The organism is Serratia sp. JKS296 (assembly GCF_900215445.1).
Lineage (GTDB): Bacteria > Pseudomonadota > Gammaproteobacteria > Enterobacterales > Enterobacteriaceae > Serratia > Serratia marcescens.
The window spans coordinates 3,886,579-3,904,206 of the sequence record NZ_OCMX01000001.1 but is presented as its reverse complement, the minus strand read 5'-3'; the positions used below and the strand labels follow the sequence as shown (position 1 = coordinate 3,904,206).

Genomic DNA, 17,628 nt, shown 5'->3' with positions numbered 1-17,628 from the left:
ATGCGTTTTTCGCTGAAAACCACCGCATGCGCGTTGGCCGTTTCCCTGACGTTGCTGTCGGGGGCCGCCAGTGCCTGGGAAAAGGATAAGACCTACGCCATTACCATTCTGCACACCAACGATCATCACGGTCACTTCTGGCAGAACGATCACGGTGAATATGGCCTGGGCGCGCAGAAAACGCTGGTGGACGGCATTCGTCAGGAAGTGGCGGCGCAGGGCGGCAGCTTGCTGTTGTTGTCCGGCGGCGATATCAACACCGGCGTGCCAGAATCGGATCTGCAGGACGCCGAGCCGGACTTCCGCGGCATGAACCTGGTGGGTTACGACGCGATGGCGATCGGCAACCACGAATTCGACAACCCGCTGAGCGTGCTGCGCCAGCAGGAGAAGTGGGCGACCTTCCCGCTGCTGTCCGCCAATATCTATCAGAAAAGCACCGGCCAGCGCCTGTTCAAGCCTTACGCCTTGTTCGACAAGCAGGGCATCAAGATTGCCGTGATCGGCCTGACGACCGACGACACCGCCAAGATCGGCAACCCGGAGTACTTCACCGACATGGAATTCCGCGTGCCGGCGCAGGAAGCGAAGCAGGTGGTGGAGCAACTGCGTAAGGACGAGAAGCCGGACGTGATTATCGCCGCCACCCACATGGGGCACTATGACAACGGCGAACACGGCTCGAACGCGCCGGGCGACGTGGAGATGGCGCGCAGCCTGCCGGCCGGATATCTCGACATGATCGTCGGCGGCCACTCGCAGGATCCGGTGTGCATGGCCGGCGACAACCGCAAGCAGGCGGATTATGTGCCGGGCACGCCGTGCTCGCCGGATCGCCAGAACGGCACCTGGATCGTGCAGGCGCACGAGTGGGGCAAATACGTGGGGCGCGCCGATTTCGAATTCCGCAACGGCGAGCTGAAGCTGGTGCATTATCAGCTGATTCCGGTGAACCTGAAGAAGAAAGTGGAGAAAGCGGACGGCACCAGCGAGCGGGTGTACTACACCCAGCAGATTGCGGAAGATCCGACCATGATGAAGCTGCTGACGCCATTCCAGGATAAGGGCAAGGCGCAGTTGGAAGTGAAGATCGGCAGCGTCAACGGCAAGCTTGAAGGCGACCGCAGCAAGGTGCGCTTCGTGCAGACCAACCTGGCGCGGGTGATGCTGGCCGCGCAGAGGGAGCGCGCCGACGCCGACTTCGCCGTGATGAGCGGCGGCGGGGTGCGCGATTCAATTGAAAGCGGCGATATCACCTACAAGAATGTGCTCAAGGTGCAGCCGTTCGGCAACACCCTGGTGCATGTCGATATGAAAGGCCGCGAGGTTGAGCAGTACCTGGCGGTGGTGGCCAACATGAAGCCGGATTCCGGCGCCTACGCCCAGTTCGCCAACGTCAGCCTGGTGGCGGACGGCAAGGGCGTCAGCGAGGTGAAGATCAATGGCCAGCCGCTGCAGGCGGATAAAACTTACCGCATGGCGACGCTGAACTTCAACGCGCTGGGCGGCGACGGCTATCCGAAGCTGGACGGGCTGCCGAGCTATGTCAACACCGGCTTTATCGACGCCGAGGTGCTGAAGCAATACATCGAGAAACACTCGCCGCTGGATGCGGCGGCTTACGAACCGAAGGGCGAAATCGTTTATCGCTAATCGCCACCGCCGCGGCCTGCCCCCATGGGCGGGCCGCCTGTTTTCCCGCCGAAAACCCCGCCTCAAACGCACGCAAAAGTCGCCGCCGCCGCCTTCCAATGATAGCCTGAGCGACAATTTGGTTTTGATAACGCAAACAGGAAGATGACATGTTGAAAACCGCAGGCTGGCTGCTGCCCGCCATCGTGGCGCTGGCGGGGTGTTCGTCATCCGGCCCACGTCACGAACAAACCCTCAGCCAGGCGCTGGCGGCCATCGGCCAGGACAAGGCGTTGGCCGGGGCGTCGAGCGGCGTGATGGTGCGCGACGCCAACAGCGGCAAGGTGCTGTATCAGGCGCACGCGGATCAGCGTTTGGCGCCGGCTTCCAACATGAAGATGTTCACCTCTCTGGCGGCGTTCGGCGTGCTGGGGGCCGATTACCGCTTTGAAACCCGGCTGCTGACCGCCGGTAAACAGCGCGGCGACACCTTGCAAGGGGATCTCTATCTGCAGGGCAGCGGCGATCCGACGCTGCATCCGGACGATCTCGACACCTTCGCCGCGGCGCTGGCGCAGCGCGGCGTCCGTCATATACAGGGGCGGTTGTTGCTGGATGCCGGCGCCTTCGATCAGACGCCATTCGGCGCCGGCTGGAGCTGGGACGATGAACCTTTCGCCTTCGCTGCGCCGATCTCGGCGCTGAACTACGCCTTTACTCCCGGCGGCGATATCAACGTGGTGCAGGTGGCGGTGCGGCCGGGCGCCCGCGCCGGCGCGCCGGGACGGGCGAGCTTCTATCCCGCCAATGACGCGGTGACGCTGGTCAACCGCACCACCACCGGCAGTGACACCGCGCTGACGTACGAGCGCCGGCCGGGCAGCAACCGGATCGTGGTCAGCGGCACCATCGCCGCGCAGGCGGAGGCCAGCTCGCGATTGATTACCGTCGATCAACCGTCCCTCGTCGTCGGCGCCTTATTGCAACATGCCCTGCGCGCGCACGGCATCACCCTGCGCGGCAAGGTTGACGAGGGCGTGACGCCGGCCGGCGCACAGCTGCTGGCGGAAAAAACCTCGCCGCCGCTCTCCCGCCTGGTCGTCACCTTCCTGAAAGTCTCCAATAACGGCTACGGCGAGATATTGACCAAGGCGATGGGCCGCAAGACGCAGGGTAAAGGGGATTGGGCCGCCGGCCTTCAGGCGATAAACGGATTTGTGCAAAGTCAGGGCGTCGCGGCCGACGCCTATCGCCAGGTGGACGGTTCAGGGCTGTCGCGCATGAACCAGATCACGCCGCAACAGCTGACGACGCTGCTGCTGGCGGCCAGAAAACAGCCGTGGTTCGCCGACTGGTATCACGCCTTGCCCATTGCGGGCGAGCCGGGATTGCTGGTGGGCGGCACGCTGCGTAACCGCATGGTGAACAGCGCGGCGGCAGGGCGCGCCCACGCCAAGAGCGGTTCCATGACCGGCGTATCGTCGCTCAGCGGCTATGTCGATTCGGCGACCGGTCGGCCGCTGGCATTCGCCATCATCAGCAATAACTATTTGGTGCCCGGCGCGAAGGTGAAGGCGCTGGAGGACCGCCTGGTGGAAACGCTGGCGGCCTGTGACGCCACGGTGGCGTGCCGCTGAGCGCGCGGCGTCAGTCGCGTTTGGCGATGTCGGCGAAGCTGCCGGCCAGCAGGCGGCACAGATCGGCGGCGGCCAACTCGATGTCCAGCCCGCGTTTGCCGCCGGAAACATAGATGGTGGTGAACGCTTGCGCCGGGCTGTCGATCACCGTCGGCAGCCGTTTTTTCTGCCCCAGCGGGCTGATGCCGCCCACCAGATACCCGGTGACGCGCTGCGCCAGCTGCGGATCGGCCATCTCGGCCTTTTTGGCGCCGAGGGCGCGGGCGACCTTTTTCAGATCCAACTGGGTTGCGACCGGCGTGACCGCCACCGCCAGGTGTTTGGCGTCGCCGTTCAGCGCCACCAGCAAGGTTTTGTAAACCCGATCGGCATCCAGCCCCAGCTTTTTCACCGCTTCGTCACCGAAGTTGGTTTCGTCACTGTCGTGGTGATAAGGATGAAGGGTGAAGGCGACCTTTTGTTTCTCAAGCAGAACGACTGCGGGCGTCATGATGTGTTGTCCAAAATGTCCCCAGCGGGGAAAGGGTGATAACCAGCCTTAAAAATACAAAAATCCAACCTGCCCGGCAACCTGAGCGGCTGTTACATAAAGCGGGTTGCCAAGATATTCACCGGGTTGCTACCCTGTTTACTGTAACCGTTAACACGGTTGCTATGCGTATAACTAGAATACAAGAAATTCCTCTTTGACTGGCCAATAGCGATATTGGCCACTTTTTTACCCCTGCGGCTGCAGCATCGCCGGCAGGTTATCCTCGCCGTACAGGTGCAATGCGCCAACCGCCACCACATAGTCACCGGCCGGCAGCGCCTCCAACTGACGCCGCCAGTCTCGATTGCGCTGATGCATCAGCACGTCGTACAGCCCGGCGCTGAAGGTGGCCGGCAGCGTGTCCAGCGTGCCGCGCGGTTTGGCGTCCAGCCACCAGCTCACCATGGTTTGCAGCAGCCGCGCGTTGGTATGCCAGTGTTCCAGCGTATCGCGCAGCAGCGCGATGCCGCCTTCCGGCAATTGTTCCAGCATCGCCAGCTGCTGCTGCGCGCCTTCCAGTTCGATCACCGGTTTGTCCTGCGCCCGGGCGGCCTGCAGCAGCTGATAGTCCACGCCATATTCCGCGCGCAGCCCCAGACGCTGAGCCTGGCGCGCCTGCATCATCAGCGCCACCTGCCAGCCGGGCAGGGTGGCGAAGGTGTGCGGGTCGGCGCCTAACTCATGGCACAGCGCCAACAACCGTTGATAATCTTCGGCGGACAGGCGCTGTTCCAGCGCCGGCTGCAGTTCGGCGTGGTCGAAAGGGGAGGCGGAGTCGGTGATATCGGCTTCGACGATCAGCGCGTCGGCCTGCTGCAGCCGGGCGGCCAGCCGGGGCGGCAACGGCGACATATCGACGGTGCCCATATGGATGCTGCCTACCAGATGCAGCCGACGATCGCCTGGCAGAGTGATGTCCAGCGCCGGATAAGCGTAACGTTTGGGGGAAATCAGGCCGAGAAAGGCGGCGAGGCGGCGTAACAGTTGACCCATACGGCGTGGCTCCTGAATAACGGGTGCGCGTTTCAGCATGAAAGGCGAGGGGAAATCGTCATTCATGCTAAACGCTATCCGCCGCGCAGGAAAGCCCGGAAAACGGCGGGGCGCCATGACGGCGCCCCGGAGCTTACTTCCTGGGTTTAAAACGCAGCAGCCGGTTGGCGTTGCTGACCACGGTAATGGACGACAGCGCCATCGCCGCGCCCGCCACCACCGGGCTGAGCAGCGTGCCGGTCAGCGGGTAGAGCACGCCGGCGGCGATCGGGATGCCCAGCGTATTGTAGATAAAGGCGCCGAACAGGTTCTGCTTCATGTTGCGCAGCGTGGCCTTCGACAGTTCCACCGCATCCGCCACGCCGTGCAGGCTGTGGCGCATCAGGGTGATGGCGGCGGTCTCGATGGCGATGTCGCTGCCGCCGCCCATCGCGATGCCCACGTCGGCCTGCGCCAGCGCCGGGGCGTCGTTGATGCCGTCGCCGACCATCGCCACGCGCTGGCCCTGCGCCTGCAGCTGCTTGATCGCCGCCGCTTTGCCGTCCGGCAGCACGCCGGCAATCACCCGATCGATACCGGCCTCTTTGGCGATGGCGTTGGCGGTTACCGGGTTGTCGCCGGTCAGCATCACCAACTGATACCCCTGTTGGTGCAGGCGCTGCAGCGCCGCGACGCTGTCCTCGCGCAGCGGATCGCGAATGGCGAACAGCGCGGCCGGTTTACCGTCCACGGCCAGCAGCACCGGCGTCACGCCGCGTTCGGCCTGGGCGCGCATCGGCGCTTCCAGTTCGGCGGTCGCGACCTGATGCTGCTCCAGCAGCGCGGCGTTGCCCAACAGCACCTGCACGCCGTCGATCTCCCCGCTGACGCCGGCGCCGCGCAGGGTGCGGAACTGCGCTACCTGCGGCAGCGTTTGCCCGGCGGCGCGTTCCATGATGGCGCGCGCCAGCGGGTGGTTGGAGCCTTGTTCCAGCGCGGCGGCCCAGCCGATCGCCTGCTGTTCGCTGACCTGATTGAAAGTGAGGATCTCCACCACCTGCGGTTTCCCTTCGGTCAGGGTGCCGGTTTTGTCGAACACCAGGGTGTCCAGCTGGCTGGCCTGCTGCAGGGCGTCGGCGTCGCGCACCAGCACGCCGAACTCCGCCGCGCGGCCGACGCCGGAGATGATCGACATCGGCGTTGCCAGGCCCAATGCGCACGGGCAGGCGATGATCAGCACCGTGGTGGCGATCACCAGCGTATAGACCAGCCGCGGCTGCGGGCCGAAGAAGTACCACATCGCCGCGCTGAACAGCGCGATCGCCACCACCGCCGGCACGAACACTGCCGAGACGCGGTCGGCCAGTTGGCCGATCGCCGGTTTACTGCTCTGCGCCTGACGCACCAGTTTGATGATGCGCGCCAGCGTGGTTTGGCTGCCGATGGCGGCGGCGCGGAACAGCACGCTGCCGTCGTCGACCACCGTCCCGGCATGCACCGTATCGCCGGGGCCTTTCTGCTGCGGCACCGCTTCGCCGGTCAGCATCGCTTCATCGAGCCAGACTTCGCCCTGCTCGATTTCACCGTCGACCGGCACGCGATCGCCGGTGGTCAGCCGCAGCGTCATGCCGAGCTGCACCTCCGCCAGCGGGATATCGCGCTCGCCGTCGTCGGTCACCAGGCGCGCGGTGGGCGGCGTCAGATCCAGCAGCCGCTCCAGCGCCTGTGAAGAACGCTGACGGGCGCGCTGCTCCAGCGCATGGCCGAGGTTGATCAAACCGATGATCATCGCGCTGGCCTCGTAATAGAGGTGGCGCGCCGCCATCGGGAAGAAATCGGGCCAAATGTTGACGGCGATCGAGTAAAGCCAGGCGGCGCCGGTGCCGAGCGCCACCAGGGTGTCCATGGTGGCGCTGCCGTTCATCAGCGCGCGCCAGGCGTTGCGGTAGAAGTGCCCGCCGGCGAACACCATCACCGCCAGGGTGATGACGCCGACCAGCAGCCAGGGGCGCTGGGTTTCCGGCGTCAGCGTCATGCTGCCGCCGAACAGCCCCCAGGCCATCAGCGGGATACCCAACGCCAGACCGAGCGCCGCCTGCCAGCTAAAGCGCTTCATGTTGGCGCGTGCGGTCTGCTGCTGGCGCTCGCGGCGTTCGGTCTCGTCCTGAATCATCTCGGCGCCGTAGCCGGCTTTTTCCACCGCCGCCACCAGCGCTTGCGCATCGGCGGCGCCGGTCACCAGCGCGCTGCGTTCCGCCAGGTTGACGCGCGCGTGCTCTACGCCGGGTACGCTTTGCAGCGCCAGCTGCACTTTATTGACGCAGCTGGCGCAGGTCATGCCGCTGAGCAGCAGCTGTACGCTGTCGTCCGCGCTGTCGGTTGCCGGAAGGGGAGATTGCGCCGCTGGCTGAACGTCCGGCAACGAAGGTGTTGCGTCAGCCAACGGCTCAGTTTTTGGGGCGGCGGCGCCCGCTACGCTGGCGTGATAACCGGCATCTTCCACCGCAGCGATCAGCGCCTGCGAATCGGCATCGCCATATACTTTCGCGCTGTCGATCTCGACCTCGGCGGCGAACACGCCCGGCACCGCTTCCAGCGCCTTGCGGGTGGTGCCGACGCAGTGCATGCAGCTCAGGCCGCTCAGCTGCAGTTCAGTATCGGCGTGCGGCGCGACTTCGGCCTGATAACCGGCGGCGATCACGCTGTCGATCAGCGCGCTGTCCGGTGCGTCGCCGGTCACTTTGGCGTAATGCACGTTAACGTCCGCCTGTTCGACATCGCTGCGGCTTTCCAGGGCTTTTTTCACCCGCTGCGCGCAGTTCATGCAGGACAGCCCCTGCAATGCCAGCATAGTGGTGTGTGACATGATTGGACTCCTTGCTTAGAAGGCGGTGTTTAAAGGTTGACCGCCTGACCTGTTTTCACTAAGAAGGGAGCTTAAACCTTCCAGCAAGGGTAAGGTCAAGGCGGTTTTTACTTGCGCGGGCGTGACGGTCGTTTTGTGTTGTATGACAAGGCGTTTTATCGGCGGCAGCGCGGTCGGCTTACCCGAACCGCGCTGCCGCGTTGGGGTTACAGCACGAAAGGAATGAAACACTTAACCTGACGTTTATAGTTGCGCCAGACCTCGCCGTAGCGCTTCTCGGCCATTTTCTCGCTTTTGGGAATGGCATCGGCGAAATACTGCACCAGGTTAGTCAGCGGTGCGATCAGGCCAAACAGGTTGCCGGCAAGCAGCCCGAAGCTGACGAAAATAAGAAAGTCGCCGAAATAATTCGGATGGCGCGCCAATCCCCAAAAGCCACTGTTCAGCAACCGGCCTTTATTGTTCGGATCCTGTTTGAAGCGCCGTTTTTGATAATCGCTGCCGAAGTGGAACAGCGTGCCTATCAGGTAGACCCCAATGGCCAGCCATTGCAGCGCGCCCCACGTCCCCTGCAGTTGGCTGGCCCAGTAAAAGGGCAGGCAGTACAGGCCGCCGAAGATCATGACCATCATCACCGCCAGCCAGGGCACCTGCTGCGTGGGCATCACGTCCTTGAGTTTGGCCGCGGCGGTGTTGCCGTACCAACGTGTCAGCACGATGTTCATGCGCAGCAGGTACAGGCCGACCATGAGAAGGATCAGGGCTTTGTGGCTCAGATCGCCCTCGCCGAAATAGCAATAGACCAGGGTAACCGGCCCCATGGCGTTGAACCCCCACAGGAACATCGGGCGAGTGTCTTGGGCGCCGCGGCTGGTAATAAACGCCAGCAGGGCAAGGATCAACAAAACAACGGCCAAAGCAATCCATACATTCATTGTGTTCTCCTCAGCGGATTAGGGGGAATCGTTCCCCGGGTGCGCGCATTCGCCGGATGGCGGCGCGGTCAAAATGCTTTGCCAACTGCGTCTGGGCGCTGCGCTGCCCCATTGTTGCAGGTGGCCGAAGCGGGCAAAAAACACCGGGGGAGCGCTGAGCGCCAGGGTTGCTGCGAGCTCGCGACGTGCCTCGGCGTGTTGCACCAGAACGCTGATCGGATGCAATCCCCAACCCCAGTGTTGCAGCGTGAGCCACAGACGCCCAAGCCGCATGCCGGTGGCGAACAGGTGCTCGGCACTTTCGTCGTTCAGACACAGCGCCAGGTATTGCGGGCCTTCCGCGACGCGTTGTGCCAGCCCTTGCGCCATATAAGCCGGCAGGCGCAGCCCGGTCGCCAGCCGGCTTAAGCGAGGATGAAACGCCACTTGAAAGAAGCGCTTGAATACTGGGGATACCGGGCCAAACAGGTGGTGCAGGTGAAAACCGTCGTCGGTAGGCTGCCGTTCGTTGAAGCGGATGTATTGATAGGTTTCCCGCCAGGCTTGGCGATCCGAGAAATCGAGCGCGGCGTGACGAGCGGTGAGCTGCGCGACCCGACGGCGAGCGCGTTCGTCACCTGCGATACTGAGTGAACTTGCCGTTCCGTCGAACAAGGTCTGCAGCTGCATCCGCTGCGCTTCATTGATTGGCGTAGGCTGATAGGCCGCCCGTGCGGTATGCCGCTCGCCGATCAGCTGCGCCAATTGGCGATGGGCGGCGCGATCGGGCGCGGCAGGCGCGGCGGGGGCAAAGCTCAGTAAATGCGTGGGGCCATTCTCCCAACGCCAGGCGAGAGGCGAGCCTGCACAGTCGAGCAGCGCGCTGAGGTACTCGAAGAAAATCCCGCAGCTCATCAGCATCTCGCGTTCCAGCGAAGGCAGGCTCTGCAAGGCGCGACGGCGGTCGATAGCCAACCGGCCACATCGGGCGTCGGCGTCATAGTGGAGAGACCAGGGTTGACAGTTGTGTGAAGAGGGCGCCTGCCGCGCGATGTCCACGGCCTGTTGCAGCGCTGCGGCGAAAAGGTCTTGGGTCATGATAAGGCTCCGAAAGCGGAAGGGGCGGGCAGTGAAAATACGGTAACGTTCGCTCTGAACGACATGCTCTCCTCCGCCGGAAAGCAGAGTGCGCATGCCCAGTCCAGGCTGCGCCACAGCCAGAAACGTCTGCTCGCCAAACTGCCGTCGGCGCTTGAGACCAACCCGGTGCGCCAGTCGATGCCGATCGTCCGCAATTCGTAGGGCAGACCGCGGCCGTGGCTTTTTAAAAATGCTTCGCGAATGGCCCAGACGGCGCAGGCCTGTATGCGTCCCAATCGCTGCTCCGCCTCGCTAAAGGCCCAGCGCAGCGCAGCGCCGGAGAAGGGGCGATAATGCTGCAGATCGATGCCGAGCGGGATATCGCCGGTGGCGCTGGCGTACCAGGCATGCGAATGGCTGAGGGAAACGTGGCGGCGTCCCAGCAGGAGGTGTTCGCCGAACGGTTGTCCACTCGCCTCATGGCGCAGCGTAAAGCCGGTCGCGTGCCCCTGGCACCATGTCCGGTTCAGCAGCGCGACGGCCTGCGCCCGCGCGAGGTTTTTCACCGCCGACAGATGCCGCAATCCCCGAACGGCGGCGCAGCGGTGGGTGCCGCCCAGGGCGATGACGATACGCGGCGCCACGCTAAGCTCGATAACCATCGGCAATGCGTTCTCCGCTGATTTCGTCAACGACTTCCGCCAACTGATTAAAGCGTTCAACCAGGCTTTGAAACAGCGGGGTTTGCATCTCGCGCTCGAACATTTTCAGCGAGTTCAGCTGAATGATTTCGATAAAGTGAAACGGCGCCTCCGCCGAAGGGCTGACTTCGATGACATCGAAGGCGCGTACCGCATCGAGGTGGCGGCAAGCCTGGTAATCGGTCGTCTCCACCCAGTCGCGAAACGCGGCGCGGTGGGCGATGTCTTTTAGCCGAATCTTATGGACGATAATGTGCATCTGGGCGGCCTTTTTAAACGGGTTGATGGATAAGCAAATGGTAATTGATGCCACCGGTGCCAAAGCCGTTGATCGCCGCCCGACGTCCGCCTTCACCGTGCGGCCAGTCGAGCGCGACTTGCGGGATTTCGGCCGGGATCGCCGCCAGCGGCAGTTCGGCATTCAATGTCGCCACCGGCGTGGGCGGGATTTGACCGTGTTCGAAAGCGCTCAGCACTTTGCACAGGCTGAGCGCGCCGGCGCCGGCGAAACAGTGGCCGAAGTTGTACTTCACCGAACCGATGTACAAAGGGGCGTGCGCGGCGCGGCGATACCCCTGATGCAATGACGCGACTTCTGCCCGATCGCCCAGTTCGGTGCCGGTGCCGTGCGCTTCGAGATACTGTATCTGGCGCGCTTCGACGGCGCTCAGGCTCTGGGTTTTTTCGATTGCCAACGCCTGACCCTCGGGATCGGGCGCGGTCATGGAATAGCTGTCGCAAGATCCCGATATCGCTTCGATGGTGGCGATGGCCCGCGATGTCGCCTGGCCGGTTAGAATGAAGAAGCCGCCACCGTCGCCGGGAGTAAAACCGTCGGCTTGTCGGGCGAAAGGTCGCATACGCGAAGCGGAAAGCATCATCTGCGCGCTGCACAGCACCATATCGCGTTCGAGCGTCGCCGTTTCTATGCCGCCGACGAGCACCGCATCGTAGCGGCCGGCCTGTAACGCCCTGACCGCATTGTGCAAGGCGGCCAGCGAACTGGCGCAGGCCGCCTCGACCGCGTAGCAGTCCGCCTCGACGCCGAGCTGTTGCGCCAACAGCTGCGCGGTGCCGAGGCCGCAGGCGCCATGCCAGCTCCAGCGGTTGATCGCGGGTTGGGGCGGTGGCGAAAGGGAGACGCCGGCGGGAGGCAATGCCGGCCACAGGGCGCGCATGGCCTGTTGTCGATCGGCGCTCAAAGACAGGTTGCTGGCGACGATAATGGCGATGCGTTCAAAGCATCGCAGGCTGTCGGGCCACGTCGCGCAGCCGTTGAGGGCGTGCAGTTGTGTGACGTCGAGGCGCTGTTTTTTGGCCGGCATCATAGGCCGCGTTAGCTCAAGCCGCACCGGATCGTGCGTTGGGAAGCACATGGCGTGAGCGGTGTAGGCGCTGAGCTTTTGCGGCGTGGGTCGCACGAAGGCGCCGGGGTGCAGCTGCTCGGGGCTGTGATCGCGCAGGGCGTCCTCCCCGTTGCGCAAGGCCTGCCAGAAACGCGCTTTATCCAGCCCCTGCGCGGTGATGGGCTGATAGTCGATGATGCTGATGCGTGGCGAAGCCGTCGGTTTTAATGAGGGGGGAGACGCCGCGTCGATCCGCCAGCGGTAGCCGGTGAACGAGTGGCCGGCGCACGCCTGTTGCCGTTGCAACAGCATGTCGAGGAGATGGCAGAAAACCTGATTGGCGCCGGCAAAATAGCCGGCGCTCGGCGCGGCATCCTGCCGTTCGGCGATCAGGGTCGACAAATGTGCGATCGCTGGCCATCCCTGTTCCTGAGCGACGTCCAGCGGGCAAACGACCAGGCTGATCGCGCCCTCCAGCCAACAGGCCGAAGAGGAAACGCCCTGCGCCAACAGCATGTCCGCCTGAGGTTGATGGTGGAAGCATTGTACGGCGGTCAGCACCGCCATGCGGCTGTCGGCATGGCGAAAACAGTCTTGCGCCAGCTGCAGCAAGCGCAGGCCGCCCAGATCGGCGCCGTCGAGGGTTTGGCATTTACCGCGCGTGCGGGCGAAATGGGCGATGCGCGCGGGAATGCTGGAGGCCATTTCCCCCACGCGATCGTGGGATGAACTGCCGAACGCCTGGGCCAGCGGCTGTTTGTAATCGTCAATCCGGCGCATGACCGCCGCCGGTGAGAGCCCCTGAACGTCAAGCCGTTCGGCCAGCCTGCGCAGCGCGCCGATTTTGGTGGCGTTGCGATAGGCCGCATCACTGCCCAAATGGGTGGCGCAAAATTGATCGCAGCGGTCGCGCAACGCGTCGGATAACGTCAGATGCTGCATGGCGGCGGAGGCGGCCTGCAGCGCCAGGCGGGTCTCGCGGCTGACCGCCAGTCGAAACAGCGGCGGGATGGCGAATTTTTTGAAATCAAACGCGGCGTCGTCGATCTGGCGGCCGCGGATCGGCGCGGCCGCATCGCTCCACGGCATCGGCGGCGGGGCGTCGAACAGCGCCGACCAGGCGGCGCCGTTGGACAGATCGATACGATCGATGCCGGGCAGTGCGCAGCCGATGCCGACCAGCGCCAGCGGCGCGGCATGAATTTCCTGGTTCATCGCGCATTCACCTCGGACAAACGTCCTCTGTCCACCTTGCCGTTCGCGTTGGTGGGCAGGCTGTCGGCGACCACCAGTTGGCTGGGGAGCATATAGGCGGGCAGCCTGGGCTGCAGGAACTGCTTGAGCTCCAGCAGGTTAGGGCGGAGCGCGCCGGGATGGAGGGTGATCACGGCGATCAGTTTTTGCTTCAGCTCGCCGAGCTCGACATACAGTGCGGCCTGGCAGACCGAGGGATGGTGATGAAGGATCGATTCTATCTCCCCCAATTCCACCCGGTAGCCGTTGATTTTCACCATGTCGTCCAGCCGGCCGCGGTAGACCAGCCCATTCGCCGTCGTCTCCACCCAGTCGCCGGTCGCGTGGCATTGGCGCGGATGCCATTGCGCTTGCCGCGATGAGGCGACGTTGCTGTAGCCGGGGGTAACGCACCGCCCGCCGATCAGCAATTCTCCGCGTCGGCCCGGCGTACCGTCAATCGGCTGCAGACGCCCCTGCTCATCGACCAACTGCGCCGTCAAGCCGGGCAGCGGATGGCCGATGGGGATCTGCTCCAGCGTCGCCAACTGCGTTCGATCCAGCGCGTAGGCGGTGCAGACATTGGTTTCCGTCGGGCCATACCAGTTGCTGACGCGGCAGCGGGCCGGCAGATGCGCAACCAGGCGCCTCAGCGCGGCGGCCGGATAAGGCTCTCCGGCGAACGTGACCTGGCGCAGCGTTTTCACCGTCGACGGCGCCAGCAACGCGCTCTTTTCCAGCATGGCTAAAATCGAAGGCACGCTATACCACAGGGTGACGCCGTGCGTTTGCAATCCGCGAACGAGAGCCTGGCAATCTTTCTGTTCATCTTCGCGCACGATCCAGGTCGCGGCGCCGGCACAAACGCCGGCGAACAGATCGAAGGTGCTCAGATCAAAGGCGAAACTGGCATGGTTGGCCAGCACGTCGCGCGCCGTCAGTTGTGTATCGCTGACGGCCCAGCCGATGAAAAACGTCAGCATGTCATGGGTGATTTGCACCCCTTTCGGGGTGCCTGTGGAGCCTGAAGTATAGAGAATGGCGGCGAGGGGAGAGCCGAGCGCGGCGATCGCTTCCGGCCAGGCGCCATCGAGATCGGTGCGGTCATCGAGCGCGCTCAACCAACCCTCATCGACGATCAGCGCGGGTGAGGCGGCGGCGATAATGCGCTCGATGCGCGCCGTCGGTTGGCTGAAATCGATAGGGACATAGTGGTTGCCGCTCAGCCAACATGCGTACATGGCGGCGACGGCGTCGGGCCCTTTCTGCAGGTTGAGCAGCACGGCCTGCTGCTTCAACCCGGCATGTCGCAGCGCCGCCGCCATCATGCAGGCGCGATCGGCCAGGCGACGATAGCTCCAGCGCCGATCGCCGCACAGCAGAGCGGTGCTTTCCGGCGCTTGGCGGGCGTGCCGGAACAGGGCCTCCAGTATCGGTGAAATGAAGGTTGCCATGATGTCAGACCTCGGCGGCGCGTGCGCGCTCTTCCCGTCGGACATCGCCGTTGACCGGCACGCCGGTCTCCAGCGCCGCCGCCACCAAAATGGCGTAGGCTTCATCCAGATCTTCACGCGTGTGTTCACTGGTCACGCTGATGCGTAAGCGGGCGTCACCCACGCTGACGCCCGGGAAGACCACGGTCTGACAGAATAGCCCGCGCGCCCGGACGGCGCGGCCGAACAGCAGCGTTTTGGCGTCGTCGCCCACCACCACCGGAATGATGGCCGAGTCGGAATGCTCAAGGTCAAAACCGGCGTTAAGCAGCAGCGTGCGGAAGTAGTAGATGTTGTCCCACAGCTTGGTCAGCCGCTCGGGTTCACGCAGCATCACGTCGATGGAGGCGATCACGCCGGCGGCGACTGCGGCGGGGATGGTGGCGGCGAAAACATAGGAGTTGGAGTAGAAACGCAGGTATTCGACCACTTCGCCATCGGCGCAAACGAAGCCGCCTAACCCCGACAGCGCCTTGCTCATGGTGCCCAGTTCGAGATCCACCTGGCCTTTCATATTGAAGTGTTCCGCCGTGCCCGAGCCGGTTTTGCCCAAGACGCCCGTCGCGTGCGCGTCGTCGACCAATACGCGTGCGCCGTAGCGTTCGGCCAGCTTCATCAGGCGCGGCAGATCGACGATATCGCCGTGCATGCTGAAAACGCCATCGGTGACGATCAGCTTGCCGCCGGGGTGATCGGCGTATTTGGCCAGCGATTTCTCAAGGCTGGTCAAAGAGTGGTCATAAATTTTCCGCTGCGCGCCCGCCAACTTGCAGCCGTCCTGGATGCTCATGTGGTTGATGGCGTCGGTGAACACCAGGTCGTGTCGGCTGGTCAGAGCCGAGATGCATCCCAGGTTGGCCGAGTAGCCGGACGGATAGACGATGCAGTCTTCGCGCCCTTTGAGCTTGGCCAGTTTGCGCTCCAATTCCAGATGCAGCACGTTGCTGCCGGCGATGATGCGGCACCCGGTGTTGGTGGCGCCGTACAGGCCAGCGGCGTCCTGGATGGCGTGGATCACTTCCGGATGGTTCGACAATCCCAGATAGCTGTTGGAGCCGAACATCAAAAATTCGCGGCTTTTGCCGGTGACCTCGTCGAACATGACCGCGCGGTTTTTGCACGGCGTTTCAAGCGGCATGCCGTACCAGTAAAGCTGACGCTGTTTTTTATCGCGATAAAAAGCGCCGAATTCACGCGTTTTATGGAACAAATCCGGGTGCTCGATGCCGACGAAGTCCCGCATGGTGCGCGGATCGCCGAGCTCATCGCGCGCGTCCGGCGATGCGGGCGCCTTGGTGGGCTGCGGCGCGGCGGACGCGGCGGTGTGCTGGCCAAAGCGGCTGAACCACGCTTCACCCTGTTCCTGAACCAGCCGCGTCGCCAGGTTGTGCTCCAGCTCAGCCAGCGTGCGGCACTCCGCCAGCGTTGCGTTATCGTCCAGGCCCAGCGTTTTGAGCAACTCGTTGCGCGCCATCACCACCGCTACGGAGTCGATGCCCAGGTCGCCTTCGATGGCGGCGTCGGGGGCCAGATCACGCACTTCATATCCGCTGTGGGTGGCGAACACCTGGCGCACGAGAGCGCTCAACCAGGCCTGAGGCGTCTCGGGGGCAGGTTGCGCGGCGGCGTTCGGCGTCGGCAGCGTGAAACCGCGCTGCAAAATACCGTCGAGCGCATCCTGAATGGTTTTGATCTCCTGGATCGCCAGCGGCGTATTTAATTGGAACTGACGGTTCAGCACCATGGCAATTTCCGCCAGCGCGATGGAGTCGACGCCCAAATCGTTTTCCAGATGGCTGGTCAGGGCCAGTGCCGACGGTTCGTACTCGGTCAGCCGGGCGAAGGTGTGCAGCACCGACTGCCGGACGGCTTCATGCGCGTTTGCGGCGCTATCGACGGCGTGAACGCTCATGCGACACCCCCTGCGGCGACTTGCGCTTGCAACCGTTGCACCAGCGCGACCATCGCCTGCACCGAGGCGAAGTTCGCCGGATGGATCTCATGCATGCCGATGGCGACATGAGACTCCTGACGCAGAAAATCCACCAGATCGAAAATGGAGGCGGAATCGACGACGTTCAGTTCAAACAGCGGGGTTTGAGCATTCAGGCCGTCGTGATCGCCATCCAGATACTGGGTGGCGATATGCTGGATCAATTTGCTTTCTAACATTGCGAGCTCCCGTTGCTAACTGGTTATTTTTCGCCGACGATCAGGGTGCGTGGGCCGGCTATTTTCATGATGCGCGCGTTGCTGAATCCCGCCAGACGGAATCTGTCCAGGTATTCCTGCGCGCTGCTCTCTATGCCGCCGTCGGTGGAGACCAGCATGTTCAGCGACAGCAGGGCAGTAAATTCCGGCCCTGATTTGTCTTCGTTCAGCGGCGTTTCGGAAGCGATGAAGCGGCCGCCGGCCGGCATCGCCCGATAGATGTTGCGCAGGATGGTCAGTTGAGTTTCCGGGGCGTAGTCGTGCAGCATCCATCCCAGGTGGATCAGGTCATAGCCGCCGATCGGCAGATCGCCGCTGATGACATCGCCCTCCACGACGTCAATGCGTTCGCCATAGCCTTGCAGCGTCAGCTTGTCGCGCAAGAACGCCGAGGCCTGCGGCAGTTCGCAGATCGCGAGTGCGATCCCCGGATAAGCGTCGGCGATCGCCATCGGCAGGCTGCCGATCCCGCTGCCGATGTCCAAAAACGCACGGTGTTGCGAGAAGTCGTAATCGCGAACAAAGCCGGCGATAAAGGGCGCGGCGAATTTACCGAGAAATTCCTGGAAGTCCGCCACGTCGTCCGGATTTTGGTACAGGATGTCGAACCAACTGCGGTCATCGCCGAAGACCGTGCGGCGCTGGTGGGCATCGTTTCGCACCGCCGTTTTCAGCTCGCCCCACAGCGGATACAGGAAGGTATCGATGTGGCGGCCCAGCCATCCCAGCCACTGGGGTTCGTCGCTCAACAGAAAAGCCCGGTGGGCGGCGGGCAAATGATAAAGGCCATCTCGTTGGTCGAGATACCCCATGGCCCGCAGCGCGATGAGCAACTGCTCGGTGGAACGCGCCGGGCAGTCAAGCCGCGCGGCGATGTGCGCCGCGTCGGCGTCCCGATCGCGCAGCTGATCGAACAGCTTCAGCGCCAGCGCGGCGGTCAGCGCCTTGGCCTGGAAAAAGCCCATCATCTGATTGACGGCATCTTGCTTGGTTAAAGGCATTGCTGGCTCC

14 protein-coding genes are annotated in these 17,628 nt (G+C 63.5%); 2 read left to right on the top strand and 12 right to left on the bottom strand.

Going from position 1 to position 17,628, the window contains the following annotated elements:
* Together ushA and dacB are read left to right on the top strand one after the other, a co-directional pair.
* On the top strand, nucleotides 1-1,653 hold the full coding sequence (ushA, locus tag CRO23_RS18730) for a bifunctional UDP-sugar hydrolase/5'-nucleotidase UshA (RefSeq protein WP_033641128.1): 1,653 nt from the start codon (nucleotides 1-3) through the stop codon (nucleotides 1,651-1,653).
* Nucleotides 1,654-1,802: 149 nt separating this feature from the next.
* Nucleotides 1,803-3,269: a D-alanyl-D-alanine carboxypeptidase/D-alanyl-D-alanine endopeptidase gene (dacB, locus tag CRO23_RS18725; protein ID WP_097102644.1), complete on the top strand. Its 1,467-nt coding sequence runs from the start codon at nucleotides 1,803-1,805 to the stop codon at nucleotides 3,267-3,269.
* Between the two features lie 10 nt (nucleotides 3,270-3,279).
* Here the strand turns inward: dacB and ybaK are convergent, their stop codons facing one another.
* The 12 genes from ybaK to CRO23_RS18665 all read right to left on the bottom strand — a co-directional run bounded on the left by ybaK (nucleotide 3,280) and on the right by CRO23_RS18665 (nucleotide 17,618).
* Nucleotides 3,280-3,759 (bottom strand): Cys-tRNA(Pro)/Cys-tRNA(Cys) deacylase YbaK, encoded by a 480-nt coding sequence (gene ybaK, locus CRO23_RS18720; RefSeq protein ID WP_016928825.1) that lies wholly within the window; start codon nucleotides 3,757-3,759, stop codon nucleotides 3,280-3,282.
* A gap of 228 nt (nucleotides 3,760-3,987) precedes the next feature.
* The gene (locus tag CRO23_RS18715) at nucleotides 3,988-4,794 is read right to left on the bottom strand and encodes a TraB/GumN family protein (protein ID WP_016928824.1); all 807 of its coding nucleotides are present in this window, start codon (nucleotides 4,792-4,794) and stop codon (nucleotides 3,988-3,990) included.
* A gap of 133 nt (nucleotides 4,795-4,927) precedes the next feature.
* The gene (gene copA, locus CRO23_RS18710) at nucleotides 4,928-7,639 is read right to left on the bottom strand and encodes a copper-exporting P-type ATPase CopA (protein ID WP_097102642.1); all 2,712 of its coding nucleotides are present in this window, start codon (nucleotides 7,637-7,639) and stop codon (nucleotides 4,928-4,930) included.
* Between the two features lie 206 nt (nucleotides 7,640-7,845).
* On the bottom strand, nucleotides 7,846-8,574 hold the full coding sequence (locus tag CRO23_RS18705) for a DUF1295 domain-containing protein (protein ID WP_016928822.1): 729 nt from the start codon (nucleotides 8,572-8,574) through the stop codon (nucleotides 7,846-7,848).
* Nucleotides 8,575-8,592: 18 nt separating this feature from the next.
* Nucleotides 8,593-9,651, bottom strand: a complete 1,059-nt coding sequence (locus CRO23_RS18700) for a prodigiosin biosynthesis protein PigM (RefSeq protein WP_097102641.1) — start codon at nucleotides 9,649-9,651, stop codon at nucleotides 8,593-8,595.
* Nucleotides 9,648-10,295 (bottom strand): 4'-phosphopantetheinyl transferase family protein, encoded by a 648-nt coding sequence (locus CRO23_RS18695; RefSeq protein WP_097102639.1) that lies wholly within the window; start codon nucleotides 10,293-10,295, stop codon nucleotides 9,648-9,650. The genes CRO23_RS18700 and CRO23_RS18695 overlap by 4 nt, the downstream gene beginning before the upstream one ends.
* Nucleotides 10,279-10,593 (bottom strand): RedY-like protein, encoded by a 315-nt coding sequence (locus CRO23_RS18690; RefSeq protein ID WP_004940233.1) that lies wholly within the window; start codon nucleotides 10,591-10,593, stop codon nucleotides 10,279-10,281. The genes CRO23_RS18695 and CRO23_RS18690 overlap by 17 nt, the downstream gene beginning before the upstream one ends.
* 13 nt (nucleotides 10,594-10,606) lie before the next feature.
* Nucleotides 10,607-12,895, bottom strand: a complete 2,289-nt coding sequence (locus CRO23_RS18685; protein ID WP_097102637.1) for a polyketide synthase — start codon at nucleotides 12,893-12,895, stop codon at nucleotides 10,607-10,609.
* Entirely contained in the window at nucleotides 12,892-14,367 is a 1,476-nt protein-coding gene (gene pigI / locus CRO23_RS18680) for an L-proline--[L-prolyl-carrier protein] ligase PigI (protein WP_028128229.1), read from the bottom strand. The genes CRO23_RS18685 and pigI overlap by 4 nt, the downstream gene beginning before the upstream one ends.
* A gap of 4 nt (nucleotides 14,368-14,371) precedes the next feature.
* Nucleotides 14,372-16,318 (bottom strand): aminotransferase class I/II-fold pyridoxal phosphate-dependent enzyme, encoded by a 1,947-nt coding sequence (locus CRO23_RS18675; RefSeq protein ID WP_097102635.1) that lies wholly within the window; start codon nucleotides 16,316-16,318, stop codon nucleotides 14,372-14,374.
* Nucleotides 16,315-16,578, bottom strand: coding sequence for an acyl carrier protein (locus CRO23_RS18670; RefSeq protein WP_004940224.1), 264 nt, complete (start codon nucleotides 16,576-16,578; stop codon nucleotides 16,315-16,317). The genes CRO23_RS18675 and CRO23_RS18670 overlap by 4 nt, the downstream gene beginning before the upstream one ends.
* Nucleotides 16,579-16,601: 23 nt before the next feature.
* Nucleotides 16,602-17,618, bottom strand: a complete 1,017-nt coding sequence (locus tag CRO23_RS18665; protein WP_004940222.1) for a methyltransferase — start codon at nucleotides 17,616-17,618, stop codon at nucleotides 16,602-16,604.
* Nucleotides 17,619-17,628 lie beyond the last annotated feature (10 nt).

Excerpts from the sequence above, each read along its gene's own strand:
- ushA (WP_033641128.1), top strand. The coding sequence starts at position 1 with ATGCGTTTTTCGCTGAAAACCACCGCATGCGCGTTGGCCGTTTCCCTG.
- dacB (WP_097102644.1), top strand. The coding sequence starts at position 1,803 with ATGTTGAAAACCGCAGGCTGGCTGCTGCCCGCCATCGTGGCGCTGGCG.
- ybaK (WP_016928825.1), bottom strand. The coding sequence starts at position 3,759 with ATGACGCCCGCAGTCGTTCTGCTTGAGAAACAAAAGGTCGCCTTCACC.
- CRO23_RS18715 (WP_016928824.1), bottom strand. The coding sequence starts at position 4,794 with ATGGGTCAACTGTTACGCCGCCTCGCCGCCTTTCTCGGCCTGATTTCC.
- copA (WP_097102642.1), bottom strand. The coding sequence starts at position 7,639 with ATGTCACACACCACTATGCTGGCATTGCAGGGGCTGTCCTGCATGAAC.
- CRO23_RS18705 (WP_016928822.1), bottom strand. The coding sequence starts at position 8,574 with ATGAATGTATGGATTGCTTTGGCCGTTGTTTTGTTGATCCTTGCCCTG.
- CRO23_RS18700 (WP_097102641.1), bottom strand. The coding sequence starts at position 9,651 with ATGACCCAAGACCTTTTCGCCGCAGCGCTGCAACAGGCCGTGGACATC.
- CRO23_RS18695 (WP_097102639.1), bottom strand. The coding sequence starts at position 10,295 with ATGGTTATCGAGCTTAGCGTGGCGCCGCGTATCGTCATCGCCCTGGGC.
- CRO23_RS18690 (WP_004940233.1), bottom strand. The coding sequence starts at position 10,593 with ATGCACATTATCGTCCATAAGATTCGGCTAAAAGACATCGCCCACCGC.
- CRO23_RS18685 (WP_097102637.1), bottom strand. The coding sequence starts at position 12,895 with ATGAACCAGGAAATTCATGCCGCGCCGCTGGCGCTGGTCGGCATCGGC.
- pigI (WP_028128229.1), bottom strand. The coding sequence starts at position 14,367 with ATGGCAACCTTCATTTCACCGATACTGGAGGCCCTGTTCCGGCACGCC.
- CRO23_RS18675 (WP_097102635.1), bottom strand. The coding sequence starts at position 16,318 with ATGAGCGTTCACGCCGTCGATAGCGCCGCAAACGCGCATGAAGCCGTC.
- CRO23_RS18670 (WP_004940224.1), bottom strand. The coding sequence starts at position 16,578 with ATGTTAGAAAGCAAATTGATCCAGCATATCGCCACCCAGTATCTGGAT.
- CRO23_RS18665 (WP_004940222.1), bottom strand. The coding sequence starts at position 17,618 with ATGCCTTTAACCAAGCAAGATGCCGTCAATCAGATGATGGGCTTTTTC.